We start from the raw sequence: 25722 nt of genomic DNA, 5'->3' as shown, positions 1-25722 counted from the left end.
CGCTACAGCGGGTCGGACTCCGTCTCCCGCCGCGGGAACTTCGGCCGCCGCAGTCCCGCCTCCGTGATCCGCCGTACGAGTTCCTTCGAGCCGACCTCGACCGCGCCGGCCGCCACCGCGTCCGCGTAGCGGTCCGACGGGATGTCGTAGTGGTCGCGCTCGAAGGCGCGCGGCGGGGCGCCGATCCTCGCGGCGAAGGCGTGGAGCTCCTCGTGCGAGACGTCGCTCACGAGGTGCGACCACATACGGCCGTGGCCCGGCCAGGTCGGCGGGTCGATGAAGAGAGTCACCTGAGGACCGCCGTCACGTCAGACCTCCGACCCGGGCGACGACCACGCCCGCCTTGCCACAGACCCAGTGCGGGTCCGGGCCGAGCTCGGGTTCGACGTCCAGGGCGTGCGGGTCGCCGGAGGAGCACACGGGGCAGATGGGCCAGCGGCCGTGGCGCTCCAGGAGCGCGTCCTGCACGTCCTGGGCGACGAGCCCGGCGACGTACGTGATGCCCTCGGGCCACTGCTCCACCCACCACCGGCGGTGGGTGACGGCGTCCTCGACCATCGACACGACCTCGGCCGCGGCCACGTCGCGCGCGGCGAGATCGGCGAGGACCAGGGCGCGGGCGGCATGCAGCGCCTGCTCCAGAGGGTCGATGTCGTCCATGCACACATTGTCACCCGACAAGCCTCGGGGACGAAGGTCCCCTCCGCATCCGGGACCATCCGGGACCGAAGGGGTCTTGACGCCCCCAGCGCCCGAAAATATCTTTCAGGTGTGACCAATGACGTGAAGGAAAGTTTCAGCGGCGGCCGGGTGGTCGGCCAGTCCGGCGGGCCCACCCCCGGACCGACCCAGGACGCCCCGCCCGCGCCCGCCGCCCTCGCGGCCAAGGTGCGCACCCTCGCGCCGTCCATGACCCGCTCCATGCAGCGGGTCGCCGAAGCCGTCGCCGGCGACCCGGCCGGCTGCGCCGCCCTCACGGTCACCGGCCTGGCCGAGCTCACCGGCACCAGCGAGGCGACCGTGGTCCGCACCGCCCGCCTCCTCGGCTACCCCGGGTACCGGGACCTCCGCCTCGCCCTCGCCGGCCTCGCCGCCCAGCAGCAGTCCGGCCGTGCGCCCTCCGTCACCGCCGACATCGCCGTCGACGACCCGATCGCCGACGTGGTCGCCAAGCTCGCCTACGACGAGCAGCAGACCCTCGCCGACACCGCCGCCGGACTCGACACCGTCCAGCTCGGTGCCGCCGTCGCCGCCCTCGCCACCGCCCGCCGCATCGACATCTACGGCGTCGGCGCCTCCGGCCTCGTCGCCCAGGACCTCGGCCAGAAGCTGCTCCGCATCGGCCTCCTCGCGCACGCGCACAGCGACCCGCACCTCGCCGTCACCAACGCCGTACAGCTCCGCTCCGGCGACGTCGCCATCGCCATCACCCACTCCGGCTCGACCGGCGACGTCATAGAACCCCTCCGCGTCGCCTTCGACCACGGCGCCACCACCGTCGCGATCACCGGCCGCCCGGACGGGCCCGTGACGCAGTACGCCGACCACATCCTCACCACCTCCACCGCCCGCGAGAGCGAGCTGCGGCCTGCGGCCATGTCGTCCCGTACCAGCCAACTCCTGGTCGTGGACTGCCTGTTCACCTGTGTCACCCAACGTACGTACGAGACGGCGGCCCCTGCCCTCGCGGCCTCGTACGAAGCCCTCGCCCACCGCCACTCCCCCCGCACCCGCTGAACGTCAACGACGACGCACCGAAAGAGCCGCACGTGCCCTCTACGTACTCCGAGCTTCAGGCGCAACTGGCCACACTCACCACCGAGGCGTTCCGGCCCGAGCTCGCGGAGATCGACCAGCTCCCGACCCTCGACATCGCCCGCACCATGAACGCCGAGGACCGGACCGTCCCGGCCGCCGTCGCCGAGCGGCTGCCGGCGATCGCCGCCGCCATCGACGCCACCGCCGCCCGTATGGCGCGCGGCGGGCGGCTGATCTACGCCGGCGCCGGCACGGCCGGCCGGCTCGGCGTCCTCGACGCCAGCGAGTGCCCGCCCACCTTCAACACCGACCCCACCGAGGTCGTCGGCCTGATCGCGGGCGGCCCCTCCGCCATGGTGAAGGCCGTGGAAGGCGCGGAGGACTCCCGCGAACTCGCCGCCGCCGACCTCGACGCGCTGAACCTCACCGCCAACGACACGGTGGTCGGCATCTCCGCCTCCGGCCGCACCCCGTACGCCATCGGCGCCGTCGAACACGCCCGCACCAAGGGCGCGTTGACGATCGGCCTCTCCTGCAACGCGGACAGCGGGCTGGCCGCCGCCGCCGAACACGGCATCGAGGTGGTCACCGGCCCCGAACTCCTCACCGGATCCACCCGGTTGAAGGCGGGCACGGCCCAGAAGCTCGTCCTCAACATGATCTCGACGATCACCATGATCCGGCTCGGCAAGACGTACGGAAACCTGATGGTCGACGTCCGCGCCTCCAACGAGAAGCTCCAGGCCAGGTCGCGGCGGATCGTCGCGCTCGCCACCGGAGCTCCGGACGAGCAGATCGAGGCCTCCCTCGCCGCCGCCGACGGCGAGGTGAAGACCGCGATCCTGATGATCCTCGCCGACATCGACGCCAAGAGCGCCGACCAGCGCCTCACCGAATCACAGGGCCATCTGCGCGCCGCCCTGCACGCGCAGTCCTGAACCTCCCCGCCCCCGCACAGCAAGGCACCACCGCACCATGAGCACAGACGACAAGAACCGCGCCATCGCCGCCGCGATCCTCCCGCTCGTCGGCGGCGCAGAGAACATCGACTCGGTGGCTCACTGCATGACCCGGCTCCGGCTGGGTCTGCGGGACCGCTCGCTCGTCCAGGACGAGGCCCTGAAGGCCCTGCCGTCCGTGATGGGCGTGGTGGAGGACGACACGTACCAGATCGTGCTCGGCCCGGGCACGGTGGCGAGGGTGACGCCGGAGTTCGAGGCGCTCGTCGCCGCGTCGGCACCGACGCGCACCGCCGACGAGCTCGCGGCGCAGGGCGCGGCGATCAAGGCGGCGCGGAAGGCGAAGAACCAGACCCCCTTCAAGCTGTTCCTCCGCCGGATCGCGAACATCTTCGTCCCGCTGATCCCCGCCCTCATCGGCTGCGGCATCATCGCCGGCCTCAACGGCCTGCTCATCAACCTCGGCTGGCTGCCGTCCGTCACCCCCGCCCTCGCGGCGATGGCGAGCGGCTTCATGGCGCTGATCGCGGTCTTCGTCGGCTTCAACACCGCGAAGGAGTTCGGCGGTACGCCGATCCTGGGCGGCGCCGTCGCGGCGATCATCGTCTTCCCCGGTGTCGCCAAGATCGACGCCTTCGGCCAGACGCTGTCGCCCGGCCAGGGCGGTGTCCTCGGCGCGCTCGGCGCGGCCGTACTCGCGGTGTACGTCGAGAAGTGGTGCCGCCGCTGGGTGCCGGAGGCGCTCGACGTCCTGGTCACCCCGACGCTCACGGTCCTTGTCTCCGGCCTGGTCACGATCTTCGGCCTGATGTTCGTGGCCGGTGAGGTCTCCACCGCGATCGGGGACTTCGCCAACTGGCTCCTCGCCCACGCGGGCGCCGGCGCCGGCTTCGTACTCGGCGGACTGTTCCTGCCGCTGGTGATGCTGGGCCTTCACCAGGCCCTGATCCCGATCCACACCACCCTGATCGAGCAGCAGGGCTTCACCGTCCTCCTCCCGATCCTCGCGATGGCGGGCGCGGGCCAGGTCGGCGCGGCGGCCGCCGTCTATCTCAAGCTCCCCCGCAACGGCTCGATCCGCCGCACCATCAAGTCCGCCCTCCCCGCCGGCTTCCTCGGCGTCGGCGAACCGCTGATCTACGGTGTCTCGCTCCCGCTCGGCCGCCCGTTCGTCACGGCCTGCGTGGGCGGCGCCTTCGGCGGCGGCTTCATCGGCCTCTTCAACATGCTGGGCGACAAGGTCGGCTCGACGGCCATCGGCCCCTCGGGCTGGGCCCTCTTCCCGCTCCTCGACGGCAACAAGGGCCTCGGCGAGACGATCGCGATCTACGCGGGCGGGCTGCTGGTCGGCTACGTGGTGGGCTTCGTTGCGACGTACTTCTGGGGCTTCAGCCGTGAGCTCCTGGAGGAGTTCGACGTGGAGACGGAGCCGGCGGAGGTCCCTGTGGCCTCGGGCGGGCCGGTGGCGCCGCAGGTGCCGGAGCCGGTAAGGGTCTGACTCCTCGAATCTGCGGCGCAGGGCCGGCCCCCCGATCCCCGGGGGGCCGGCCCTCGGGCGTCGCAGGTCGGCCCTCGGCGCCCGCGGCCGCCCTACGCCGGCTCGACCGTGATCCCCGACTGCCCCAACAGCCACACGACACTCTCGAAATACGTGAGCTCGCCCTCCGCGTCGGCGCTCACCGACGCCAGCGCCTCCCGGGCGATGTGCGCGTCGTGCCAGATCAGGGTGACCGGACCCGGCAGACGGTTGCCGCCGCACGGGCAGCCGCGCAGCGCGCCCCAGCACTGGGCGAAGTGCGCGCCGGGCCCGCCGAGCGCCTCGCCGACGGCCAACTGGACGCCGGGGATGTCGGTGGTGAAGCGGCCGTCGAGGTGGCAGGTGTCGCCCACGCGGTCCTCTCCACCGACCGGCTTGGCGAACCGCAGCCACTCCGTCCTGCCCCTCGTGTCGAGCCCGGCCCACTCGTTGGGCGTGCTCGGGGCGCCCTCGTACCACGCGTCCCAGGCCGGACGGCCGGCGTACGGCCGCGGCTTCGAGAACCCGCCGTCGATACGGATGTCGACGAGGGCGCCCCCGAGCACCGACGGGCGCGCCTCGCGGACGTGCAGGAACAGGTGCTCCTCGATCCCCACCACCCGCCCCGTCCGGTCGAGCACGAACAGCTCCACGGGGTCCCCGGCCTCCCGTCGGGTCGTCAGGCGCCGCAGCAGCAACTCCCCGGGTTCGCACCCGACGAGGGTGACCGCCGGCCTCGCGACCGGGCGTTCCGGACCGTAGAGGCCCTCCACGCGCCGGCACTCGCCGAGCCACCCGCCGCCCCACCCGTTGAAGATCCTGACCCGGTCCGACCGGGGTTCGGTACGGGAGCCCGGCCAGTCACGGACCTCCGCCTCGATCACCACGTCCACCCGCGAGGCGTCGTCCGCGTTCGGCCGGCCGTCGAGCACCACGACGTCGGCCAGCTCCCACTCGTGCACGGACCTGTCGTCGTGCTCGTCGTCGACGCTCAGGGCCAGATCACCCAGACGGTCGCGCTCCCGCGCCGCCCCGTCGACGGCCTTGCGCAGCCTGCCCTCGGGCAGGCACCCGGTCAGCGTCAGCCGCTCGCGGCGCGGCTCCTCCTCCGCGAACAGCCCCTGGATGTCGGCGCAGCGCGCCCACACCGTCTGCTCCCCGTCCCACTCCTCGCTGACCAGGAGGAACCGCAGCGGATGCGCGCGCTCCCAGGTCCAGACCCGGTCCTCGTACCGCTCCCCGCGCTCCACGTCGTCCAGCTCCCCGTACCGCCACGACCTGTACAGCTCCCCGGCCTCACCCATGCGCCCGATCATAAGGACGGGCTCGGGTGGGACGACGAGGGCGGCTCCCCGCCCGGGGAACCGCCCTCGTGGCGCCGTCCGTCAGGGAACGTTCGGCGTCGTCTCGCAGGAAGCCGTCGCCACGTCCGTGCCCGCCTCGCCGTCGCAGGAGTCGGGAGTTCCGGCGCCCCCGTCCAGGACGTCGCTGTTCGGGCCGGCGAGGAGCCGGTCGGCGTCGGCGCCGCCCCTGAGGACATCGCGCCCGCCGACGGTGCCGACCGTGAACTCGATGAAGAAGTCGGCGTTGTCGCCGAGGATCCGGTCGTCGCCGCCCCGGCCGTCCAGGGTGTCGTTGCCGGCGCTGGTGGGCGGAGTGGTGTCGACGGAGCTGTCCCCCAGGAGGATCTCGTTCGCGCTGCCTCCGACGATCCGGTCGTTCCCGGAGCCGGTGGACGTTCCCGTCGCCGCGTTGTGGTCGCCGATGGCGAAGAACCCGCCGTCGGCGCCCAGGTCGAGGACGTCGTCGCCGCCGCTGCCGTAGGTGCTGCCCAGCGCGTTGCTGTCGCCGATGAGGATGTCGACTCCGGGTCCGCCCCGCAGCACGTCGTCCCCGGCTCCGGTGGCGTCGGTGACGGTGGCGGCGGAGTCCCCGTTCATGTCGTCGTCGCCCTCCCCGCCGTCGATCACGTCGCGCCCCCCGCCGGACGCGCTGGTCCCGCGGCTGTCACCTGCCGCGACGTCGTTCCCGGGTCCGCCGAAGATCTGGTCGTTACCGCCGCCGGTGGCCGTGCCCCCGAAGGCGAAGCTGTCCCCGCCGAGCCGGTCGTCGCCCGGGCCGCCGAAGACCCGGTCGTTACCGCCGCCGGTGGCGTCGCCGGTCAGGGCGATGACATCGCCACGGACGGTGTCGTTGCCCACCCCGCCGTCGACCTGGTCGTTGCCCAGCCCTCCGGCGGCCGTGTCGTTCCCGCCCAGACCGCAGATCAGGTCGTTGCCGCCGAGCCCGTCGATGGCGTCGTCGCCGTCGGACCCGACGATCACATCGCTGCCGGCCGTGCCCAGGATCGTGCCCGAGCCGGTGATGGTCGCCGGGACTCCGAAGCACGTCGGCGGGGCGGCGGACGCGGCGCCTGCCGGGAGACCGAGCGCGAGGAGCGCGGCCACGGTCAGTACCGTCGGGCCGAGGCGGCGGGGTGGGCGGAGCGGTGACATACGAACCTCCAGGGCGAGGGCGCCCCACATGCCGCATGCGTTCACAGAGCGCGATCACAAACGGGGCGATATGTCACGGAACGTATGACACCGTGTGTCGCCCTGCGACCGGGCTGATCGCATTCGGGTGAGCCGTCGCCCCCTTACGCGCCACGGAACGGCGGCCTGGACCCCCGTACACCCCTCACGGGGTCCGACCGACGCCATGGCACGGACGGGTCAGAACCGGAGCGGTACCTCCGCGGGCAGCGCGGGATAGACCCGCGGCCACTCCGCCGTCACGCAGTCGACCACCCGTGCCTCGTCCTTCGCCGAACGGGCGAACTCCCTCAGATTCCGCTCCTCGGCCGTCACCGCGACGCCCTGCCGCCGCAGGCAATCACCCACCGCCCTACGCAGCGGCTCCTCCATGACCTGCGGCTGCGCCTCGACGAACGTCGGCTCGACCATCGACAGGTGGGACAGATTGCAGCTCTGCACAGCGTTGTTGTACGTCTCCGGCGCGCCACTGGGCGTGACCTCGTAGATCAGCGTCAGATTGTCCGCCGGGCTGAGGACGGGTTCGCTGACGGGATAGCCCGCGTCCCTGATACAGGAGACGAACCGTCCCATGGCCGTGCCGTACTCGGCCGAGGTGACCCGGCCGTCCTTCAGCGCCCACTCCTGCCCGGGAATCGGAATGTCGTCGCCGGCCTCCCGGCCACCGTCGGAACCCGCCTGCGCGCAGCCCGAGACGGTGGCCAGAAGGACCGCCGCGACGACGATCGTCGCCTTGCCCATGGATCAGGAGTACGTCACGTTGCAGTTGTCGCAGCCCCAGTGCAGACCGTTCTTGGCCTTGTACCGGGAGTTGTAGCTGGCGTAGGCGTTGGTCTTGGAACCGTACACACGGGTGGTCCAGTAGTCGTCGCTCCGCACGAGAGCCGCACTCAGCCGGCCCGCACAGTCACCCGACACCTTCTTTGTCTGCGCCCAGTTCTGGCTGCCGTTGAAGCCGCTGCCCACGTGGTTGGTGCCGCAACTACGCGACACATTGCGGTTGTTGCCCAGCGCCTGGGCGTCGGTCGCGGCGAGCAGGGGCGCGACGGCCACCAGCGCCGTCATGCCCGCCGCCACCGCGGTCTTCCGAAGGGAGGACATCGACGAGAAGGAGATCACTGCCACTTGGTCTCACGATCCTTTCCAGATCCGGAGATTCCTGAGGACGCCCCCCGGGCCTCGAAATCCGCTCCGAGGCCCCGGGCCGCCTGTCCCGCATGACGCTACGGATTCCAAGAATGTGAACGAACCCTTTGCGTTCCGGCGCAAAGGCACACCCTCCCCACCGCTCAGATGCCGTGCACCAGCCCGGTGCCCAGCGCCGTACGCGTGTGCAGGACGGACGCCCCGAGCCGCACGGTGACCACCAGGCCCGCACGACGCAGCGCCCCGGCGTGGCGGCTGGCCGTGGAGACGGACGTGCACAGACGGGCCGCGAGCTCGGTCGTGCTGTGGCCGGTGTCGAGGAAGCGCAGCGCGGCGGCGCGGGTCGGCCCGATCAGTTCGTCGAGGCCCGCCGCCTCGAAGCCACGCGGCGGGGCCGCCCCCGGCTGCGGAATCCACAGGGGCCCCCGGGCGACCGGAAGGACCAGGACCGGCGGCAGCCCGGGATCGGCGAGGGCGATCGGATGGTTGTGGCAGAAGAAGCTGGGCACCAGGAGCAGACCGCGCCCGTCCAGCTCCAGGCTCTGCGCCACGGGATAGTCCACCTCCAGCACCGGCGGGCGCCACCGCAGTTGCGGCCCGAGGCCGTCCAGCAGCGCCTCGCTGCCCTGCTCGGCGATCCGCCGCGCATGACGGTTCACGTCCCGGCCCGCCACCGCCGCCGCGGCGGGCGCGTACGGAGCCAGGGCGACGTCGTGATAGCGGCGTAACGCGCCACCGAGCCGGCGTAACGCTCGGGGACGGCCGACGGCGATGTCGTCGAACCAGGCCCGTGGGCCCGGGCTGGACTCCGCGAGTCTGGTGATCTCGGCCCGCAGGCGCTTCTTCCCGGTCGACAGCACGGCGTCGATTCCGCCCTCGATCGACGTGATGTGCCCGGGAGGCGTCAGGAAGTCCGGGAAGTACGAGCTGATCGGCGCGAGAGCCGTCAGCAGGTGCCCGTCCCGGCCCATTCCCGCATCGGCCAGAGCCCGGCGCGCCAGGCGCTTCCACGGTGCGAAGTACGCGTCCGGCTTGGCCAGTTGATGCAGACTCAGGATCGTCTCCCACATGACGTCCGGCTCGGCGGCCAGTCGGACACGTCCTACGTCGGCATCGGTGAAGCGGATACTCAGCACGGTTCCCCCTGCGGTCGCGTACCGGCTACGGCCGGTAACGGGTCTGCGACTCAGGAGACGACGGTGTCCTAAACACCCCATTGACGTCTCCTTGCCGCCCACTTCGGCCGCGGGAGAACACCGCACGAGGCCGCCTCCCGAGGGAGACGGCCTCGCGGGAAAGCTCGTCAGTTCGCGCAGTACGTGTCGGAGGCCGGCCGCTCCCCCGTGCGCAGGAAGCGCGTCACGGCGGCGTCCCCGCAGGCGTTCCCGTTCCCCAGGTACATCCCGTGCCCGCCGTGGTCGACGGTCACCAACCGGGCCCGGTCGCCGAGTGCCCTTCGCATCTTCAGACCGGCGGCGTACGGAGTGGCCGGGTCACGCAGGCTCTGGATCATCAGGATGTCGGACGGACCCCGGTCGGTGATGCGCGTCGGCTTCTCGGCCGGAGCCTTCCAGAACGAGCAGGGCGTGATGTTCGCCGGAAGACCCGCCGTGAGGGGGTGACGGGCCCGGTCGGCCGTGACGGCCCGCTGGTGCGCCGGGACGGAGCGCGGCCACTTCACGTCGTTGCAGATGACGCCGACCGTGATCGCCGCGTCCTCGTCGGACAGCGCCTCGGCGAGCTGCGGCGGAAGCGTGGGCTTACGGTCCGGGGCCTGGGCGTCCACCACCAGACGGGCGAACCCGGCGAAGGCCCCGTCGCTGTAGAGCGCGTTCTGCAGAGCCTGGCGCAGCACGTTCCCCGTCACGGGAACGCCCGCCTTCGCGGACTCCTTCGGCTCACGGTCCAGCCGCTCCGCCAGCGCGATCACCAACGGACGTACGTCCTCCGGCCGCTCCGCGAGCCGCAGCCCCTCCTTCGCCCGGTCCGGATGCGCGGCCCAGGCCGCGAAGTCGGGGAAACGGTCCTCCACACCCTCCCCCATGTACGCGAGCCAGCCCCTCGCCACCCGGCTCGGATCCGGGTCGTTACTGCTGTCGAAAACCCAACGATCCGTCCGGTGCGGGAACTTCTGCGCGTACACGGCGCCGACGTACGTTCCGTACGAGACCCCCCACGCCGAGAGCTTCTCCTCCCCGAGCGCCTGCCGGAACCGGTCCAGGTCCCGCGCCTGGTTCGTCGTCGTCATGCTCCGCAACACATCACCCCCGTTGCGCGCGCACGCCTCCGCGGTACGCCGGGACCGCTCGACGTTCTCGTCGATCGAACCGTCCGCCGCAGGCCAGGACCGCAGCGTCACCATCCGCCGGTCGCCCTCGTCCAGCCCACAACTCGCCTTCGTGCTCCCGCCCACCCCACGCGGATCGAGCGCCACCAGGTCGTACATCCCGCCCAGCTCTCTGCGCAGGGCGTCCCCCTTCATCGTCAGCCGCTGCACACCGGAACTCCCGGGCCCACCGGGAATCACGGCCAACGTCCCCCGCCGCTCCCCCGGCCGCTCGCTACGGATCCGCGACACGGCGAGAGAGAGCTGGGGCCCACGGGGGTCGCTGTAGTCCACGGGCACGGTGAGCGTCGCGCACTCCTGGGTGGCGGGCCCGTCCTTCTGGGCGCAGTTCGTCCACACGAGCCCGCCGGAGGCGGTGTCGGCGGCGCGAGCGGTGGTGGCGAGGGGGCTCGCGGAGAGGGTGACCGCAACGGCGGCGGCGGAGAGGACGAGAGCACCGAGCTTGTAAGTGGTCATGCGCCAAGCTTTGTTGACGGTTCCTCACGATCACATCCGGCAGCCGGGACGGTACGAAGTGGGGTTACCCCCCTGCCTGCCCACCCGCGACCCCGAGGGCCTGTCCAGCGGACCACGCCGGACAGACCCAGGGGCTCGAGAAGCCTCAGCGCTTGAGCGTGAAGGTGAAGTCGCCGGCGAGTTTGCCGCTCAGCCGGACCGCCGAGACGAGACTCCCCTCTGCGATCAGCCTCTCGACCTCGGCCCGCGAAAGACCGAACCCCTCAGCGATCAGTCGCACCGGCCGGACAGGGATCCGCGCCGCAAACCGGACCGAGACGTCGACGACCTCACGGTCCAGGTGATCCGATCCTCCGGTGTCGAGCCGCCAGGCGTCGTCCCAGTCGAGGGCGATGCGATTACGGCGCCGCAGGGGTGCGAGGGGGCAGGGTCAGAGCAACGGCTGGCGCCCCCAACTCTCCACTACTCGCGGTAACTTCCCCGGACAGCGCCCCTTGGGGCCCACCGAAGGCGAGTTGTGCAGCCTTAGGGACAACCGATCAACCCACCCCACCACCCACCGGGAGTGACCAGCGGGGCATGAATCCGAGCCGACCGACGGCCGCAACACGCTGAGCACCGCCGGGCCACCCATACAACTGCCGCGCAACACCACCCACACACCCGCAGGCGCCGATCCCCGCCCAGGACCGAGGGAGTCGTCGCGTGGCCACGCCCCCGGCCACCCTCCGAGTGTGAAAAGGCGACCGGAGGCGGTGCGTCAAGGGTGGAGCGAAGCGCAATCGGCGAAGCCGACGCGACCGCAGGGAGCGCCCTTGACCCACCGCCTCCGGTCGCCACACTCGGAACGAGGGCGGCCGAGCCAGAAGCCCACGGGGGCGTTCACACCAGGCCCCCCAGAAACCCGAAACCAACTCCCCACCCCGGCCGGCCCCTCAAAAAACTCGTTCACGCACCTGAACAGCAATCACATACACAACCCTTGACGCCCTCGCAGCCGCACCCCTAGCTTCCGGGGAAAGCGCTTTCCCGTCCAGTCCCGGAACGTCATCACTCCCCTCCCGGAGCCCCCATGCATCTGCGACAGGTCACCCCCACCGCCCGGTTAGCCGCCACCCCCCTCGCCCGCACCCTCATCCCCACCGCCCTCGCCGTTGCCCTCACCGCCCTCACACTCACCACCCCCACCCCAGCTCACGCCGCATCCGCCCTCCACGAGGCCGAGGCCTACCCCGCCGTCTGCACCGGGACCCTGGACTCCGACTGGGGCGGCTTCACCGGCAGCGGCTTCTGCAACGGGACCAACGCCGTCGGCGCCGCCTCCCAGTTCACGGTGAACGCCCCCGCCGCCGGTACGGCCACCCTGGCCGTCCGGTTCGCCAACGGCACCACCACCACCCGTCCCGCCGGCGTCGTCGTCAACGGATCCACCGTCCAGACGCCCTCGTTCGAGGCCACCGGCGCCTGGTCCACCTGGTCGACCAAGACCCTGACCGTCACCCTGAACGCCGGCAGCAACACCATCCGGCTCTCCCCCACCACCGCCGCCGGTCTCCCCAACATCGACTCCCTGAACGTCACGACGGCCGACGGCCCACCACCCACGGCCGACGCGCTGTACGTCGCCCCGAACGGAACGGACAGCGCGTCCGGCAGTCAGTCCGACCCGACGACGCTCACCTCCGCGATCAGCCGCGTCGGCGCCGGCGGGACGATCTACCTCCGCGGCGGCACGTACCGTCACTCCACGACGATCACCGTCCCCCCGACCAACAACGGCACCGCCGCCGCCCGCAAAACGCTCTCCGCCTACCCGGGCGAGACCCCGGTGCTGAACTTCTCCGCCATGGCCGAGGACCCGGCCAACCGCGGCCTCGCCCTGAACGGCTCGTACTGGCACGTCAACGGCATCGTTGTGGAACGAGCCGGCGACAACGGGATCCTCGTCGGCGGCAGCGACAACATCATCGAGCGCACGGTCACCCGCTTCAACCGCGACACCGGACTGCAGCTCTCGCGGATCGCCTCCTCCACCCCCCGCGAGCAGTGGCCATCAGACAATCTGATCCTGAGCGCCGAGTCGCATGACAACGCCGACTCCGACGGCGAGGACGCCGACGGCTTCGCCGCGAAGCTCACCGTCGGCTCGGGGAACGTCTTCCGCTACGCCGTGTCCCACCACAACATCGACGACGGCTGGGACCTCTACACCAAGACGGACACCGGTCCCATCGGCCCGGTGACCATCGAGGACTCCCTCGCGTACGACAACGGCACCCTCAGCGACGGCTCCCAGGCCGGCAACGGCGACCGCAACGGCTACAAGCTCGGCGGCGAGGACATCGAGGTCGACCACGTCGTCCGGCGCAGCATCGCCTTCCACAACGGCAAGCACGGGTTCACGTACAACAGCAACCCGGGCACGATCACGATGTCGAGCAACATCAGCATCGACAACGCCCAGCGCAACTACACCTTCGACGCCGGCACTTCGGTGTTCCGGAGCAACACCTCCTGCCGCTCCACCACTACCGGGACGAACGACCGGACCATCGGTGACGTCGACGGCTCGAACCAGTTCTGGTCCGGCTCGAACGGCTCCCGCTGCTCCTCGTACGCAGGCGCCCTGAGCTGGTCCTACGCCTCCGACGGCCGCCTCGCTGTGTCCTTCGGCGGCCGACCGGTCACCTGATGACCCCGGTGGTCACGGTGACCCGGTGACCCCGGTGACCCGGTGACCATCGTGACCACCCCCGGCGGCCGCCCCCCGGAAACAACCGTCAACCAGGCGGCCGCCGCACCCGCCCGTACATCACCATGTCCCGCCGTTCCCCGCCCACTTCCTGCCAGGACCGCAGCACTCCCTCCCGTACGTAACCCGCCCTTTCCGCCGTCCGGATCGAGGCCTCGTTCCAGGGCTCCACGAGCAACTGGAGGCGCGGGATGCCCAGTTCGGCGAAAGCCCAATCGGTCACCGCCGTCAGCGCCGCCCCCGCCGCGCCCTCGCCACGGCAGGACGGGACGATCCAGTAGCCGAGGGTGGCTCGGCCCTCGGGGAGTTCGCGGAGCCAGAGTCCGATCATGCCCACGGCCCGCGCGTCACGGCGGCGGACGATGACGAAGGGGTAGCCGGCGGCGTTCTCCGCACGGGCCCACTGGCGGCGGACGAACCCCTCGCCCTCCGTCTCCGAGTACACCGGCGGGACAGTGGTGATCAGCGGGATGTACGGGTCCGTCGACGCCTCCTCGAGGAGGGGCAGGTCGGCCCGCTCCCAGCGGCGCAGTTCGAAGGCCCCGGCCGCCAGCCGGGGAACGATGAGGCTCACATCGTCCGAAGGTACGCGGCCAGGCGGTCGTACTCCTCTTTCACCCCGTCCTCCATCCCGGTGGCCAATGCCTGGTCCCGGATCTCCATGGACGGCCAGAGCGACGTGCTCGTGAGGGCCGTGCCACCATCCGGGGTGTCGTCGAAGGTGAGGGTCACGTGCACGGGCGGGCCGGGCATGAGCTCGAAGTTCTCCGTGTAGACGAGGCGCTCGTTCGGGACGATCTCCTCGTACGTTCCGAAGAAGACGATCTCCTGTCCGTCCGGCGCCCGCTGTCCCCAGCGCCAGGCTCCGCCGACCCGGAGGTCGACGTCGACGACCGTCGTGGTCAGCGCGGCGATCCCGTACCACTGGCGGACGTGCTCGGACGTCGTCCACGCCTCCCAGACGCGGGCGGGCGGGGCCTCGAAGGTTCGGGTGATGACCAGCTCGCGGTCGGTGGGTGTCGTCAGCAGCGTGATCATGGAACGCTCCCGCCGTGGGGGATCCGGCCGTGCGGGATCCGTCAGGGTCCTCCCACCAGCATCACCCCGAACGCCCGAGGGCGGCACCCGCAGACAGCCCGAGGGCGGTACCCCGGCAAGGAGTACCGCCCTCGGTCGCGTACAGCGAGGAACTACCGATCCGGAAGGATCAGAAGTCCATGTCACCGCCCGGCATGCCGCCCGGAGCGGCCGCACCGGCCTTCTCGGGCTTGTCGGCGATGACGGCCTCGGTGGTGAGGAACAGCGCGGCGATGGAGGCCGCGTTCTGCAGGGCAGAGCGCGTCACCTTCGCCGGGTCGATGATGCCCTCGGCGATGAGGTCCACGTACTCGTTGGTCGCGGCGTTCAGGCCGTGGCCGACGGGCAGGTTGCGGACCTTCTCCGCCACGACGCCACCCTCGAGGCCGGCGTTGACGGCGATCTGCTTCAGCGGGGCCTCGAGGGCCAGCTTCACGATGTTCGCGCCCGTGGCCTCGTCACCCGTGAGGTCGGCCTCGAGCTTCTCGAAGACGTTCGACGCCTGGAGCAGGGCCACGCCACCACCGGCGACGATGCCCTCCTCGACGGCCGCCTTCGCGTTGCGAACGGCGTCCTCGATGCGGTGCTTGCGCTCCTTGAGCTCGACCTCGGTCGCGGCACCGGCCTTGATGACCGCAACACCGCCGGCGAGCTTCGCCAGGCGCTCCTGCAGCTTCTCGCGGTCGTAGTCGCTGTCCGAGTTCTCGATCTCGGCACGGATCTGGTTGACGCGACCGGCAACCTGGTCGCTCTCGCCGGAGCCGTCGACGATCGTGGTCTCGTCCTTGGTGATGACGACCTTGCGGGCGCGGCCCAGCAGGTCCAGGCCGGCGTTCTCGAGCTTGAGACCGACCTCCTCGGAGATGACCGTGCCGCCCGTGAGGATGGCGATGTCGTTCAGCATGGCCTTGCGGCGGTCGCCGAAGCCCGGAGCCTTGACCGCGACGGACTTGAAGGTGCCGCGGATCTTGTTGACGACCAGGGTCGACAGGGCCTCGCCCTCGACGTCCTCGGCGATGATCAGCAGGGGCTTGCCCGACTGCATGACCTTCTCCAGGAGCGGGAGCAGGTCCTTCACGGAGGAGATCTTGGAGTTGACGATCAGGATGTACGGGTCGTCCAGGGACGCCTCCATACGCTCCATGTCGGTGGCGAAGTACGCCGAGATGTAGCCCTTGTCGAAGCGCATACCCTCGGTGAGCTCCAGCTCCAGACCGAAGGTCTGGGACTCCTCGACGGTGATGACGCCTTCCTTGCCGACCTTGTCCATCGCCTCGGCGATGAGCTCGCCGATCTGGGTGTCGGCGGCGGAGATGGAGGCCGTGGAAGCGATCTGCTCCTTGGTCTCGACATCCTTCGCCTGCTCGAGCAGGGCGCCCGAGACGGCCTCGACGGCCTTCTCGATGCCGCGCTTGAGGGCCATCGGGTTGGCGCCGGCCGCCACGTTGCGCAGGCCCTCGCGGACGAGCGCCTGGGCGAGGACGGTCGCGGTGGTCGTACCGTCACCGGCGACGTCGTCCGTCTTCTTGGCGACTTCCTTGACCAGCTCGGCGCCGATCTTCTCGTACGGGTCCTCGAGCTCGATCTCCTTGGCGATGGAAACACCATCGTTGGTGATCGTGGGGGCGCCCCACTTCTTCTCGAGGACGACGTTCCGGCCCTTGGGGCCAAGGGTGACCTTTACGGCGTCGGCGAGCTGGTTCATCCCGCGCTCGAGACCGCGCCGTGCCTCCTCGTCGAACGCGATGATCTTGGCCATGTGAAGTGGTCCTCCCGGACATGGGGTGGATAACGCTCCAGGACCGCGCCGACGCCCGCGACGGACGGCCTGCGTACCCGGCGGTTCCTTGCCCCACCTGGCCGCGGACCTCGTCTGCCCGATCCTCGTAAGCACTCTCACCTTCAGAGTGCTAACGCCAATGATTAGCACTCGGCCCATGCGAGTGCAAGCGACTCCCACAGATCGAGAGACGGCCCGGGCGCACGTCCCCTCCCCTCCCGCACACGCGCGAGGGGTCCGCATCCTGGTCAGGATGCGGACCCCTCGACGTAGAGAACGCGTGAGTGCGTACGTGGTGGCCGATCGCGCCGTGCTCAGACGGCGAGCTTGACCATGTCCGCCTGCGGACCCTTCTGGCCCTGCGAGATCTCGAACTCGACCCGCTGACCTTCTTCAAGGGTGCGGTAACCGTCCATCTGGATCGCGCTGTAGTGGACGAATACATCCGCACCACCGTCGACCGCGATGAAGCCGTAGCCCTTCTCCGCGTTGAACCACTTGACGGTGCCCTGAGCCATGCCTAACTCCCCTATTACTGGCCCTTGCGCGGGACCGCACTTCGCGGACCCGGGTCAGACCCTGCGCCGGAACGCGTCGACCGCGGCTGAATGTATCTGTCCAACTGCCCTCTGCAACAGGTCAATCGGACGAGAAATCTGGGCGCGACGGAAAGGAGAATTAAGGAGAATTCACTGAATCCCGGGGCAAGTCGGGCCCGTCAAAGTGCGCAGAAGGTACACAACACTCGAACACTTTGGCTGCTTCTTGTCGGGTGCGGGCGCATTCTCATATGCGTCTGGCACAAGCAGCGAAGGGAAGTCAGGGGGACTTCCCCAACTCTACCCCGTTCAACCATGCAGAATTACCCCCTCCGCTTCTCCGGCGGAGGGGGCAATTCAAGTGACCGTGGGTAACTCAGGTGACCGTGGGTGACTCAAAGGCCTTTGTACGGTCGCCCCGGGGCTCAGCAGCCGCCGGCGACCGCCGGGATGATCGAGACGCCGGCGCCGTCCGGCGTCGCCGTCTCCAGGCCCTGCTCGAAACGGACGTCGTCGTCGTTGACGTACACGTTCACGAAGCGGCGCAGCTTGCCCTGGTCGTCCAGGACGCGGGCGGCGATACCCGTGTGGTTCTTCTCCAGGTCGGCGATGACCTCCGAGAGCGTCGCGCCCTCGGCGGCGACCTCGGCCTGGCCGCCGGTGTAGGTGCGGAGGATGGTGGGGATGCGGACCTTGACGCTCATGGGTGGTTCACCTTCGGGGCGGGGACGGATGACGGGTGGATGGGGCCGCCGGGGCACCGGGCCGCCCCGGCACCCCGTCGGTCGCGGGCGTCAGCCCGCCAGGCCGGCTTCGCGGAACGCGTCCAGGCTCGGGCGGATCGTGGCGGTCGCCTGCGAGGTATCGGCCACCGCGTCCAGGGTCTTGAGGCCGTCACCGGTGTTGAGCACGACCGTGGTGAGCGTGGGGTCGAGGAGACCGGCCTCGATCAGCTTCTTCGTCACGCCGACGGTCACGCCGCCCGCCGTCTCGGCGAAGATGCCCTCGGTCCGGGCCAGGATCTTGATCGCCTCGACGACCTGCTCGTCGTCGACGTCCTCCACCGCACCGCCCGTGCGACGCGCGATGTCCAGGACGTACGGGCCGTCGGCCGGGTTGCCGATGGCGAGCGACTTGGCGATGGTGTTCGGCTTCTGGGGCCGTACGACGTCGTGGCCGGCCTTGAAGGCCGTCGACACCGGGGAGCAGCCCTCGGCCTGCGCGCCGAAGATCTTGTACGGCTTGTCCTCGACGAGACCGAGCTTGATGAGCTCCTGCAGACCCTTGTCGATCTTGGTGAGCTGCGAGCCCGAGGCGATCGGGATGACGAGCTGGTCGGGCAGCTGCCAGCCGAGCTGCTCGCAGATCTCGTACGCGAGCGTCTTGGAACCCTCGCCGTAGTACGGGCGCAGGTTGACGTTGACGAAGCCCCAGCCCTCGCCCAGCGGGTCGCCGATGAGCTCGGAGCAGAAGCGGTTGACGTCGTCGTAGTTGCCCTCGATGCCCACGAGTTCACCGCCGTAGACGGCGGCCATGACGACCTTGCCCTGCTCCAGGTCGTGCGGGATGAACACGCAGGAGCGGAAGCCGGCGCGGGCGGCGGCGGCGCCGACGGCGCCGGCCAGGTTGCCGGTGGAGGAGCAGGACAGGGTGGTGAAGCCGAAGGCGCGGGCGGCCTCGAGGGCCTGGGCGACGACGCGGTCCTTGAAGGAGTGCGTCGGGTTGCCGGAGTCGTCCTTGACGTAGAGCTTGCCCGGCTCGACGCCCAGCTCGCGGGCGAGGTTGTCGGCCTGGACGAGCTTGGTCCAGCCCGGGTTCAGGTTCGGCTTCTCGGCGACGTCGGCGGGGACGGGCAGCAGCGGGGCGTAGCGCCAGATGTTGGCGGGGCCGGCCTCGATCTGCTTGCGCAGCGCCTCCGGGTCGCCCAGGGGCAGGTCGTAGGCGACTTCGAGCGGGCCGAAACAGAGCTCGCAGGCGAAGATGGGACCGAGGGGGAACTTCTCACCGCATTCACGACAGGAGAGTCCGGAAGCCGGACCGAGGTCAACCGTCGAAGTGGTGGTGGAAACAGTCTGTACAGCCATGGAGGCGAGGCCCTTTCTCCTCATCTTTCCCATGACGAACGTCGCCATGAGACGGATTTGGCACCTTCCCTAGCCGGGAGCCTCGCGGGCGCAGTACGTGACGACTGCGGACGAGACCGACTGGAGGGTTGCCGGGGCTTCAACGGGCCGTTTCCCTCTGCCCCTCTGGATGAGCGGTATTCGGTTGTAGGACGTGGATGGCACCCCGACATGCATCGGGCATCCGCGTTGTTCAAGACTGTAACCGAAGGCATGGACGCCTGAGATGGTCGTCCGAACCGCGAGATGGAGATCACGTTGCTGGATGAGGTGGAGCGCTGGCTGGCCCGGCGGTCCTGGTCCGTGGCAGACCGTCCGCTGGAGCAGCTGCTGGCCGCCAAGCGGGGGACGACGGTCAGCGTGGTGCTGCCTGCGCTCGACGAGGAGGCGACGGTCGGCGACATCGTCTCCGTGATCCGCCGGGAGCTGATGTCCGAGGCGGTGCCGCTGGTCGACGAGCTCGTGGTGCTCGACTCCGGTTCCACGGACCGTACGGCCGAGGTCGCGGCGGCGGCCGGGGCGCGGGTGGTGGCGCGCGACGAGATCCTGCCGCGGATACCGGCCGTGCCCGGCAAGGGCGAGGTGCTGTGGCGGTCACTGATGGTGACCAGTGGTGACATCGTCTGCTTCGTCGACGCGGATCTGCGGGACTTCTCCGCGGACTTCGTCACCGGCATCGTCGGCCCGCTCCTCACCGAGCCGGACGTCGACTTCGTGAAGGCGATGTACGACCGCCCGCTGAGTACCGGGGTCGATCCGCTCGCCTCCGGCAAGACCCCAGGTCAGGGCGGGCGGGTGACGGAGCTGGTGGCCCGGCCGCTGCTGAATCTGCACTGGCCGCAGCTGGCCGGCTTCGTCCAGCCGCTGGGCGGCGAGTACGCGGCGCGGCGCTCGCTGCTCGAACGGCTCCCCTTCCCCGTCGGTTACGGAGTGGAGCTGGGGCTGCTCGTCGACGCGCTGCACACGGTCGGCCTCGACGCCCTCGCGCAGGTCGACGTCGGGGTCCGTAAGCACCGCCACCAGGACGAGCGGGCGCTCGGCCGCATGGCGGCGGCGATCTACCGGACCGCGCAGCTGCGGCTGTCCCGCGGCCATCTGGTGCGGCCGCTGCTGACACAGTTCGAGCGGGACGAGACGGGCGGGGGGAAGGGCTTCACGCCGCGGACGTACGCCGTGGACACGGAGGAGCGGCCGCCGATGATCGACATCACGGAGTACGCGCGCCGCCGCGTGGCGTAACACCGAATAATGATGCTTTCTTACTAAATTTCCGTTTCATGCGCTTCAACAATCGGATGACCACACTGCCGGTGGCGCTCGTCCTCGCCGTCGGCGCGCTCGGCTCACTGTCCCTCGCCGCGGCCGGACCGGCCGCGGCGGACGTGGTGGAACCCTTCGGCATGCGGTACGACGCCTCCCTGTACGGCGACTTCACGACCGTCGGCAACACGGTCATGGGCTGCCCCACCGCCCCCGCCGACCTGGCCGCGCGCTGCGCCACCGCCGCCGCGGGCCAGGGCGGCGACACCAACAACACCTTCGCCATGAAGCGCGTCAACACCGCCTCCATGGCCGCCGGTTACGGCTCCAGCACCGGCCGGGTGGAGATCCCCGCGGGCGCCGAGGTCGCGTACGCCCGGCTGTTCTGGGGCGGCAACGACGGGACGTACAAGGGGCCGAGCGGAGCGCAGCTCAAGCGCTGCGACCTCGCCGGCACCGACGCGGCGCCCTCGCCCGGCGACCACGCGACGACCCCGCCGCACATCCGGGTCGGCGCGGCGCCGGAGACGGAGGTGTCCATCGACTCCATGGTCACGGACCCGGAGGAGGTCGCCGGCCCGCACTACTACACGGGCGAGTCGGACGTCACCGCCGCCTTCGCGGATGTCCGCGGCGGCGCCACGCGGGTCGCGGTCGGCAACGTCTGGGCACCGAACGGCAAGGGCTGTGTGGCCGGCTGGTCCCTGACGGTCGTCTACTCGTACCCGGGGCCCGAGCAGACGCACGCGCCGGACCGCCGCCGGGTGTCCGTCTACGGCGGGCACGTGCTCCAGCGCTCCACCTCCCCCGCGACGACGGTCACCGTCGACGGCTTTCACCGGACGGCGGGCCGGGCGCGGGCGAGCGTGACGGCGTACGAGGGCGACGGGAACATGCCGGGGGACATGTTCCTCGTGAACGGCAAGAACGTCCCCGAGGCCCACACCGGCAACATCAACAACTTCTTCATCGGCGGGGACGCCGGCGCCGTCTCCCCCGACTCGGCCAACAATCTGAGCATCGACGTGAAGGCCTTCGACATCCCGGACGGGGCGATCCCGGAGGGGGCGAGGTCGGCCGACCTGACTTTCAAGACGGCGGGCGACACCTACGTGGCCTCCGCGCTTGCCTTCTCCGTACCGGTGCGGGACGCGGAGAGCACGAAGCCGACACCGACACCGACTCCGACCCCGACGCATCCGCGGGCCGCGACGGTCGCGGTGGCTCCCTCGTGGGCTCCGTCCCCCACGTCTCCGTCCCCGTCCCCCTCACCGATCCGGACCACGGCCTCGCCCACGCCGATCCCCGACCCCACCACCCACCAGGCACGCCCCGCCCCGCACGGGTCCGGCGGCTCGATGGCCGAGACGGGCGGCAACGGTGAGCGGCTGTGGCTGCTCGGGGGGCTCGCCCTCGCTCTGGCGGCGACGGGGGCGGTGGCGAAGGCGGCCATGCGCAGCCGACGCCAACCCTGACGCGGGCATCCGCGCGAACCCTGGCGCGCCCCCGCGGCGTGGATTCGCCACACTTGTATACGTACGTTTGAGCGTTTACGTGACGGGCTAGGTTCGGCACATGGCTTCTGTGCTTGTGGCGTCCAATCGGGGTCCGGTCTCGTACGCCCTCGCCGCCGACGGCACGCTCAGTGCCCGGCGCGGCGGGGGCGGACTCGTCTCCGGGCTGAGTGCCGTGTCCTCCGAGGACAGTGTCTGGGTGTGCGCGGCGCTGTCGGACGGGGACCGGGAGGCGGTCCGCAGGGGCGTCTCCGAGCCGGGCGTACGGATGCTGGCCGTCGAGCCGGCGGTCTACGACGACGCGTACAACGGCATCGCGAACTCGGTGCTGTGGTTCCTGCACCACCATCTGTGGGACATCCCGCGCGAGCCGGTCTTCGACGCGGAGTTCCGGCGCAGGTGGGAGTCGTACCGGGCCTACAACCGGGCGTTCGCCGAGGAGCTGGCGGCGCAGGCGGCGGAGGGCGCGGCGGTGCTGGTGCAGGACTACCACCTGGCGCTGGTGCCGGGGCAGCTGCGGGAGCTGCGGCCCGATCTGCGGATCGGTCACTTCACCCACACGCCGTGGGTGTCGCCGGAGTACGCGCGGATGCTTCCGGAGGACATCCGCGAGGAGCTGGTCTGGGGGATGCTCGGCGCGGACGAGCTGGGCTTCCACACCTGGGGATGGGCTTCGGCGTTCATCGAGGGCGCGCGCCTCGACGGCGTGGGCGGGGTGGCGGAGGGGGCGCTGCCCGCCGACGCCTCCTGGTGCGGTGTGCGCCATCACAGAGCGGGCGGAACGGCGCGGCGTACCCGGGTCGCCGTCCACCCCCTGGGTGTGGACGGCGAGGAGCTGCGCGCCCTCGCCCACCGCCCGGAGGTCGACGATCGCCTCGCCGGGCTGCGGGCCGAGGTCGGTGACCGCATGACGATCGTGCGGGTGGACCGCACGGAGCTGTCGAAGAACGTGGTCCGCGGCCTGCTCGCGTACCGGGAGCTGCTGCGCGAGCGGCCCGAGTGGCACGACCGTGTCGTCCATCTGGCCTCGGCGTACCCGTCCCGGCAGGACCTGGCGGTCTACCGCGCCTACACGGCGGCGGTGGCGGAGCTGGCGGAGGAGATCAACGCGGAGTTCGGCACGGAGGACTGGCAGCCGGTGCTGCTGTCGGTGAAGGACGACTTCCCGCGCTCCCTCGCGGCGTACCGGATGGCGGACGTGGCGCTGATCAACCCGGTCCGCGACGGGATGAACCTGGTGGCGAAGGAGATCCCGGTGGTGTCGGAGTCGGGCTGTGTCCTGGTCCTCTCGACGGGCGCGGGGGCGTACGACGAACTGCGCGAGGACGCGCTGACGGTCAGCCCGTACGACGTGTCCGAGACGGCCCGGGCGCTGCACCGTGCCCTGACGATGCCCCCGAGCGAGCGCACGGACCGCTCGAAACGCCTGGCCGCGGCGGCGACGGCGCTGCCGCCGCAGCAGTGGTTCCTGAGCCAGCTGGAGGCGCTGCGCGAGGACTGACCGTCAGGACCGGCCGTCAGGGCTGATCATCGGAGCGTGGGCGAATCCGCTCCGCCAAGTCCGAGAGGAACCCCACCACCGCGCCCGGTCCCGGCACGGACAGGTCGGCCCGGTCGGTGAGTTCCGGGACCTCGGTGGAGCCGCTGCAGACCAGCAGGCCCGGGGTGCCGTTCGAGCGGAGTTTCTCCACCGCGGCGAAGGCCGGGAGGTCGCCCAGGTCGTCGCCCGCGTACAGGACGGATCCGGCGCCCACCTCCCGTACGTACTCCGCCAGGGCCACGCCCTTGTCCATGCCCGGGGGGCGCAGTTCGAGGACCATGCGGCCGGGTTCCAGGACCAGGCCGTGTCGGGCGGCGAGGTCGGCGAGGGGTGCCTTGAGGGCCTCGAAGGCGGCCTGGGGGTCGGTGGAGCGCCGGGTGTGTACGGCGACCGCCCGGCCCTTCTCCTCGATCCAGGTGCCCGGCCAGGCGCCGACGCTGTCGAGGAAGCCGGGGAGTTCGGCGCGGACGGAGGCCACGCCCGGGTGGATGGCGGAGGCATGGACGGTGCCGGTGATGGCGTCCCAGCGTTCGGCGCCGTAATGGCCGAGGACGACGAGGTGTTCGAGGCCGGGGACGCCGGCGAATCCGCCGTAGCGGACCGCGACCCCGGCGGGGCGGCCGGTCACCACCGCGACCGAGGCGACCTCCGGGGCGAGTGCGGCGAGCGCGGCGACGGCGCCGGGGTGGGCGCGGGCCTGTTCGGGGTCGGGGACGATCTCGGCGAGCGTCCCGTCGAAGTCGAGGGCGACGACGGCCTTGTCCGGCCGCGCCAGAAGCGCGGCCAGGCCGTCGCGGCCTGCGGGTGTGGTCGGGTGCGGAAGGCTGCTGACCATACGACGACCCTACCGACGCGGGCTCAGCGGCGCTGCTCCTTCTCCGCACGGACCCGGCGCAGCCGGTTGACGGTCACCGGATCGTGTTCCAGGGCGCGCGGGTCGTCCAGGAGCGCGTTGAGGAGCTGGTAGTAGCGGGTCGCGGAGAGGCCGAGCTGTTCGCGGACGGCGCGCTCCTTGGCGCCGGGGCCCGGCCAGGAGCGGCGCTCCAGGGCGAGAACGGCGCGTTCCCGATCCCCCAGCGCCCGGCTCTCTCCCGGTTCCACATCGTTGGTCATACGAGCCAACTTATTCCGCGTTCTCCGCCTCCGTCGCCTCGCGGGCGAGCTTGGCCAGGACCTCGGCGGGCTTCTGTCCCGGTGCGACGGCCTTGCCGATGTTCTGCTTGACGTTGTCGCTGACCTTGGCCCAGGACGTCTTGCCGACCGGCGGGAGCTGGGAGTTCGGCAGCTCCTTGAGGAACTCGCGGAGGTTCTTGTGCTCCTCCTCGCTCTGCATGCGGGAGTACGCGCTGACCGTCGGAGGCAGCAGGTCGTTGCCGCCGGCGAACTTCAGCACGTTCTGGTCACTGAAGACGAAGTCGAGGAACGCGCCGATCTCCTCGCGGTGACCGTTCTGCTTGAAGCCCATGATCCAGTCGGCGACGCCCATCGACGCCTTGGCCTTGCCGTTGACGCCGGGAAGGGCGACCTTGCCGACCTTGACGCCCTTCTTCTCGGCCTCCTGCATGAGCGAGGGGTGGCCGTTGAGCATCCCGACCTCGCCCCGCGAGAAGGCCGCGAAGGCGTCCTTCCGGTTGAGCTTGCCGGGGGCTATGGGGCCGGTGAGCTCCTTCTCGACCAGGTTCTTCTTCAGCCAGTCGAAGGTCTGGACGTTCAGGTCGGAGTCGATGCGGTAGCGGTCGCTGCCGTCGGTGTAGCCGTCGCCGCCGCTGAGCAGCCACATCATCGTCTCGGCCTGCGCCTCCTCCGGGCCGAGCGGCAGCGCGAAGGGGTAGGGGACGTCCTCGTCCTTCAGCTTCTCGGCGGCGGCGGCCAGCTCGGCCCAGGTCGTCGGCGGCTCGGTGATGCCGGCCTTGTCGAAGAGCTCCTCGTTGAAGAAGAGCAGCCGGGTGGAGGCGGCGAACGGCAGGCCGTACTGGGTGCGCTTCATCTCGCCGGCGGAGACCAGCGGGGCGAGGAAGTTGGCCTGGACGGGGATGGAGAGCAGCTCGTCGGCGGAGTAGAGCTCGCCCGCGGCGGCGTAGTCGGCGTAGGCGCCGATCTGCGCGATGTCGGGGGCCTGGCCGGCCTCGACCATCTCGGCGACCGTGCGGTCGACGTCGTTCCAGGACTCGATCTGGACGTCGATCTTCACGCCGGGGTGCTCGGCCTCGTAGGCGGCGGTGAGCTCGTCCCAGTACTTCTCGGTGGTGTCGCCGCCGGTGAGGTCGTAGTCGGCGGCGACGAGCTTGAGGGTCACGTCGCCAGAGTCGGCGCCGGTGAGACCGCAGCCGGAGAGTGCGGCGGTCAGGCCCATCGCGGCGATGGTCGCGGTCAGTCCAAGGAATCGCCGCTGCACAGCGCTGCCCCACCCTCTTTGGCTCG

Annotated in this window: 24 protein-coding genes, 1 pseudogene and 1 riboswitch; of the genes and pseudogenes, 7 read left to right on the top strand and 18 right to left on the bottom strand. The window is 70.8% G+C overall.

All coding sequences use genetic code 11. The features are described 5' to 3' along the window. Positions 1–2: 2 nt before the first annotated feature. Both ACZ561_RS32370 and ACZ561_RS32365 read right to left on the bottom strand, forming a co-directional pair. The gene (locus tag ACZ561_RS32370; protein ID WP_384516447.1) at positions 3–290 is read right to left on the bottom strand and encodes a DUF4031 domain-containing protein; all 288 of its coding nucleotides are present in this window, start codon (positions 288–290) and stop codon (positions 3–5) included. A 13-nt stretch (positions 291–303) separates the two neighbouring features. Continuing rightward, the gene (locus ACZ561_RS32365; protein ID WP_471001843.1) at positions 304–660 is read right to left on the bottom strand and encodes a hypothetical protein; all 357 of its coding nucleotides are present in this window, start codon (positions 658–660) and stop codon (positions 304–306) included. A 111-nt stretch (positions 661–771) separates the two neighbouring features. Here ACZ561_RS32365 and ACZ561_RS32360 point away from each other — a divergent pair, with 111 nt between their 5' ends. From ACZ561_RS32360 to ACZ561_RS32350, 3 genes are read left to right on the top strand one after another with little or no spacing between them, the layout of a single operon-like run. Continuing rightward, the gene (locus ACZ561_RS32360; RefSeq protein WP_471001840.1) at positions 772–1737 is read left to right on the top strand and encodes a MurR/RpiR family transcriptional regulator; all 966 of its coding nucleotides are present in this window, start codon (positions 772–774) and stop codon (positions 1735–1737) included. Positions 1738–1769: 32 nt separating this feature from the next. Further along, the gene (gene murQ, locus ACZ561_RS32355; protein WP_471001837.1) at positions 1770–2696 is read left to right on the top strand and encodes an N-acetylmuramic acid 6-phosphate etherase; all 927 of its coding nucleotides are present in this window, start codon (positions 1770–1772) and stop codon (positions 2694–2696) included. Positions 2697–2733: 37 nt separating this feature from the next. Beyond that, positions 2734–4215 carry a PTS transporter subunit EIIC gene (locus ACZ561_RS32350; RefSeq protein ID WP_471001833.1) on the top strand — a complete coding sequence of 494 codons (1482 nt, stop codon included), beginning with the start codon at positions 2734–2736 and terminating at the stop codon, positions 4213–4215. 92 nt (positions 4216–4307) lie between these two features. Here ACZ561_RS32350 and ACZ561_RS32345 read toward each other — a convergent pair whose 3' ends face one another. From ACZ561_RS32345 to ACZ561_RS32315, 7 genes and pseudogenes are all read right to left on the bottom strand, one after another. Next, entirely contained in the window at positions 4308–5537 is a 1230-nt protein-coding gene (locus tag ACZ561_RS32345) for a barstar family protein (protein WP_471001831.1), read from the bottom strand. 81 nt (positions 5538–5618) lie between these two features. Continuing rightward, on the bottom strand, positions 5619–6728 hold the full coding sequence (locus ACZ561_RS32340) for a calcium-binding protein (RefSeq protein ID WP_471001828.1): 1110 nt from the start codon (positions 6726–6728) through the stop codon (positions 5619–5621). 219 nt (positions 6729–6947) lie between these two features. Next, complete coding sequence (locus ACZ561_RS32335; RefSeq protein WP_471001826.1) at positions 6948–7508, bottom strand: hypothetical protein; 561 nt, start codon at positions 7506–7508, stop codon at positions 6948–6950. 3 nt (positions 7509–7511) lie between these two features. Beyond that, a complete protein-coding gene (locus ACZ561_RS32330; protein WP_376446056.1) occupies positions 7512–7892 on the bottom strand; it encodes a hypothetical protein in 381 nt (126 codons plus the stop codon). A 164-nt stretch (positions 7893–8056) separates the two neighbouring features. Next, a complete protein-coding gene (locus ACZ561_RS32325) occupies positions 8057–9049 on the bottom strand; it encodes an ArsR/SmtB family transcription factor (protein WP_471001822.1) in 993 nt (330 codons plus the stop codon). Positions 9050–9216: 167 nt separating this feature from the next. Then, on the bottom strand, positions 9217–10716 hold the full coding sequence (locus tag ACZ561_RS32320) for an alpha/beta hydrolase (protein WP_471001820.1): 1500 nt from the start codon (positions 10714–10716) through the stop codon (positions 9217–9219). A gap of 145 nt (positions 10717–10861) precedes the next feature. Next, positions 10862–11128: pseudogene (locus tag ACZ561_RS32315) on the bottom strand (DUF1062 domain-containing protein); the annotation flags it as partial. Positions 11129–11788: 660 nt separating this feature from the next. On the opposite strand from ACZ561_RS32315, the gene ACZ561_RS32310 reads away from it, so the two are divergent. Continuing rightward, on the top strand, positions 11789–13408 hold the full coding sequence (locus tag ACZ561_RS32310) for a carbohydrate-binding protein (protein WP_471001817.1): 1620 nt from the start codon (positions 11789–11791) through the stop codon (positions 13406–13408). 88 nt (positions 13409–13496) lie between these two features. Here ACZ561_RS32310 and ACZ561_RS32305 read toward each other — a convergent pair whose 3' ends face one another. The 6 genes from ACZ561_RS32305 to thrC form a co-directional block, all read right to left on the bottom strand. Then, complete coding sequence (locus tag ACZ561_RS32305; protein WP_471001814.1) at positions 13497–14042, bottom strand: GNAT family N-acetyltransferase; 546 nt, start codon at positions 14040–14042, stop codon at positions 13497–13499. After that, positions 14039–14506, bottom strand: a complete 468-nt coding sequence (locus ACZ561_RS32300; protein ID WP_471001810.1) for an SRPBCC family protein — start codon at positions 14504–14506, stop codon at positions 14039–14041. Before ACZ561_RS32300 ends, ACZ561_RS32305 begins: the two co-directional genes overlap by 4 nt. A 169-nt stretch (positions 14507–14675) precedes the next feature. After that, positions 14676–16304: a chaperonin GroEL gene (groL, locus tag ACZ561_RS32295; RefSeq protein ID WP_376446567.1), complete on the bottom strand. Its 1629-nt coding sequence runs from the start codon at positions 16302–16304 to the stop codon at positions 14676–14678. Positions 16305–16639: 335 nt separating this feature from the next. Next, a complete protein-coding gene (locus ACZ561_RS32290) occupies positions 16640–16843 on the bottom strand; it encodes a cold-shock protein (RefSeq protein WP_005315736.1) in 204 nt (67 codons plus the stop codon). Between the two features lie 446 nt (positions 16844–17289). Continuing rightward, on the bottom strand, positions 17290–17568 hold the full coding sequence (locus ACZ561_RS32285) for a MoaD/ThiS family protein (RefSeq protein WP_215066190.1): 279 nt from the start codon (positions 17566–17568) through the stop codon (positions 17290–17292). A gap of 90 nt (positions 17569–17658) precedes the next feature. After that, positions 17659–18972 carry a threonine synthase gene (gene thrC / locus ACZ561_RS32280; protein ID WP_376433324.1) on the bottom strand — a complete coding sequence of 438 codons (1314 nt, stop codon included), beginning with the start codon at positions 18970–18972 and terminating at the stop codon, positions 17659–17661. After that, a riboswitch (SAM riboswitch) is annotated at positions 18966–19124 on the bottom strand. It overlaps the preceding gene by 7 nt. A gap of 121 nt (positions 19125–19245) precedes the next feature. Here thrC and ACZ561_RS32275 point away from each other — a divergent pair. The 3 genes from ACZ561_RS32275 to ACZ561_RS32265 all read left to right on the top strand — a co-directional run bounded on the left by ACZ561_RS32275 (position 19246) and on the right by ACZ561_RS32265 (position 23262). Then, positions 19246–20226, top strand: a complete 981-nt coding sequence (locus tag ACZ561_RS32275; protein WP_471001806.1) for a glucosyl-3-phosphoglycerate synthase — start codon at positions 19246–19248, stop codon at positions 20224–20226. Positions 20227–20264: 38 nt separating this feature from the next. Further along, positions 20265–21722, top strand: a complete 1458-nt coding sequence (locus tag ACZ561_RS32270) for a DUF11 domain-containing protein (protein ID WP_471001802.1) — start codon at positions 20265–20267, stop codon at positions 21720–21722. Between the two features lie 100 nt (positions 21723–21822). Continuing rightward, a complete protein-coding gene (locus ACZ561_RS32265; protein WP_471001799.1) occupies positions 21823–23262 on the top strand; it encodes an alpha,alpha-trehalose-phosphate synthase (UDP-forming) in 1440 nt (479 codons plus the stop codon). Between the two features lie 16 nt (positions 23263–23278). Here ACZ561_RS32265 and otsB read toward each other — a convergent pair whose 3' ends face one another. The 3 genes from otsB to ACZ561_RS32250 are packed head-to-tail and all read right to left on the bottom strand — an operon-like array spanning position 23279 to position 25654. After that, positions 23279–24136, bottom strand: a complete 858-nt coding sequence (otsB, locus tag ACZ561_RS32260; RefSeq protein WP_471001796.1) for a trehalose-phosphatase — start codon at positions 24134–24136, stop codon at positions 23279–23281. Between the two features lie 23 nt (positions 24137–24159). Then, positions 24160–24414 (bottom strand): DUF3263 domain-containing protein, encoded by a 255-nt coding sequence (locus ACZ561_RS32255; RefSeq protein WP_376433296.1) that lies wholly within the window; start codon positions 24412–24414, stop codon positions 24160–24162. A 10-nt stretch (positions 24415–24424) separates the two neighbouring features. Further along, on the bottom strand, positions 24425–25654 hold the full coding sequence (locus tag ACZ561_RS32250; protein ID WP_471001792.1) for an extracellular solute-binding protein: 1230 nt from the start codon (positions 25652–25654) through the stop codon (positions 24425–24427). Positions 25655–25722: the final 68 nt, after the last annotated feature.

This window comes from Streptomyces sp. NPDC039609 (genome assembly GCF_055596705.1).
This window is presented reverse-complemented; position numbering and strand designations above follow the sequence as displayed.

Coding starts and splice junctions, on each gene's coding strand:
- ACZ561_RS32345 (WP_471001831.1), bottom strand. CDS start 5,537: ATGGGTGAGGCCGGGGAGCTGTACAGGTCGTGGCGGTACGGGGAGCTG.
- ACZ561_RS32285 (WP_215066190.1), bottom strand. CDS start 17,568: ATGAGCGTCAAGGTCCGCATCCCCACCATCCTCCGCACCTACACCGGC.
- thrC (WP_376433324.1), bottom strand. CDS start 18,972: ATGAGGAGAAAGGGCCTCGCCTCCATGGCTGTACAGACTGTTTCCACC.
- ACZ561_RS32300 (WP_471001810.1), bottom strand. CDS start 14,506: ATGATCACGCTGCTGACGACACCCACCGACCGCGAGCTGGTCATCACC.
- groL (WP_376446567.1), bottom strand. CDS start 16,304: ATGGCCAAGATCATCGCGTTCGACGAGGAGGCACGGCGCGGTCTCGAG.
- ACZ561_RS32320 (WP_471001820.1), bottom strand. CDS start 10,716: ATGACCACTTACAAGCTCGGTGCTCTCGTCCTCTCCGCCGCCGCCGTT.
- ACZ561_RS32335 (WP_471001826.1), bottom strand. CDS start 7,508: ATGGGCAAGGCGACGATCGTCGTCGCGGCGGTCCTTCTGGCCACCGTC.
- ACZ561_RS32350 (WP_471001833.1), top strand. CDS start 2,734: ATGAGCACAGACGACAAGAACCGCGCCATCGCCGCCGCGATCCTCCCG.
- ACZ561_RS32365 (WP_471001843.1), bottom strand. CDS start 660: ATGGACGACATCGACCCTCTGGAGCAGGCGCTGCATGCCGCCCGCGCC.
- ACZ561_RS32265 (WP_471001799.1), top strand. CDS start 21,823: ATGGCTTCTGTGCTTGTGGCGTCCAATCGGGGTCCGGTCTCGTACGCC.
- ACZ561_RS32250 (WP_471001792.1), bottom strand. CDS start 25,654: ATGGGCCTGACCGCCGCACTCTCCGGCTGCGGTCTCACCGGCGCCGAC.
- ACZ561_RS32340 (WP_471001828.1), bottom strand. CDS start 6,728: ATGTCACCGCTCCGCCCACCCCGCCGCCTCGGCCCGACGGTACTGACC.
- otsB (WP_471001796.1), bottom strand. CDS start 24,136: ATGGTCAGCAGCCTTCCGCACCCGACCACACCCGCAGGCCGCGACGGC.
- ACZ561_RS32310 (WP_471001817.1), top strand. CDS start 11,789: ATGCATCTGCGACAGGTCACCCCCACCGCCCGGTTAGCCGCCACCCCC.
- ACZ561_RS32270 (WP_471001802.1), top strand. CDS start 20,265: ATGCGCTTCAACAATCGGATGACCACACTGCCGGTGGCGCTCGTCCTC.
- ACZ561_RS32255 (WP_376433296.1), bottom strand. CDS start 24,414: ATGACCAACGATGTGGAACCGGGAGAGAGCCGGGCGCTGGGGGATCGG.
- ACZ561_RS32290 (WP_005315736.1), bottom strand. CDS start 16,843: ATGGCTCAGGGCACCGTCAAGTGGTTCAACGCGGAGAAGGGCTACGGC.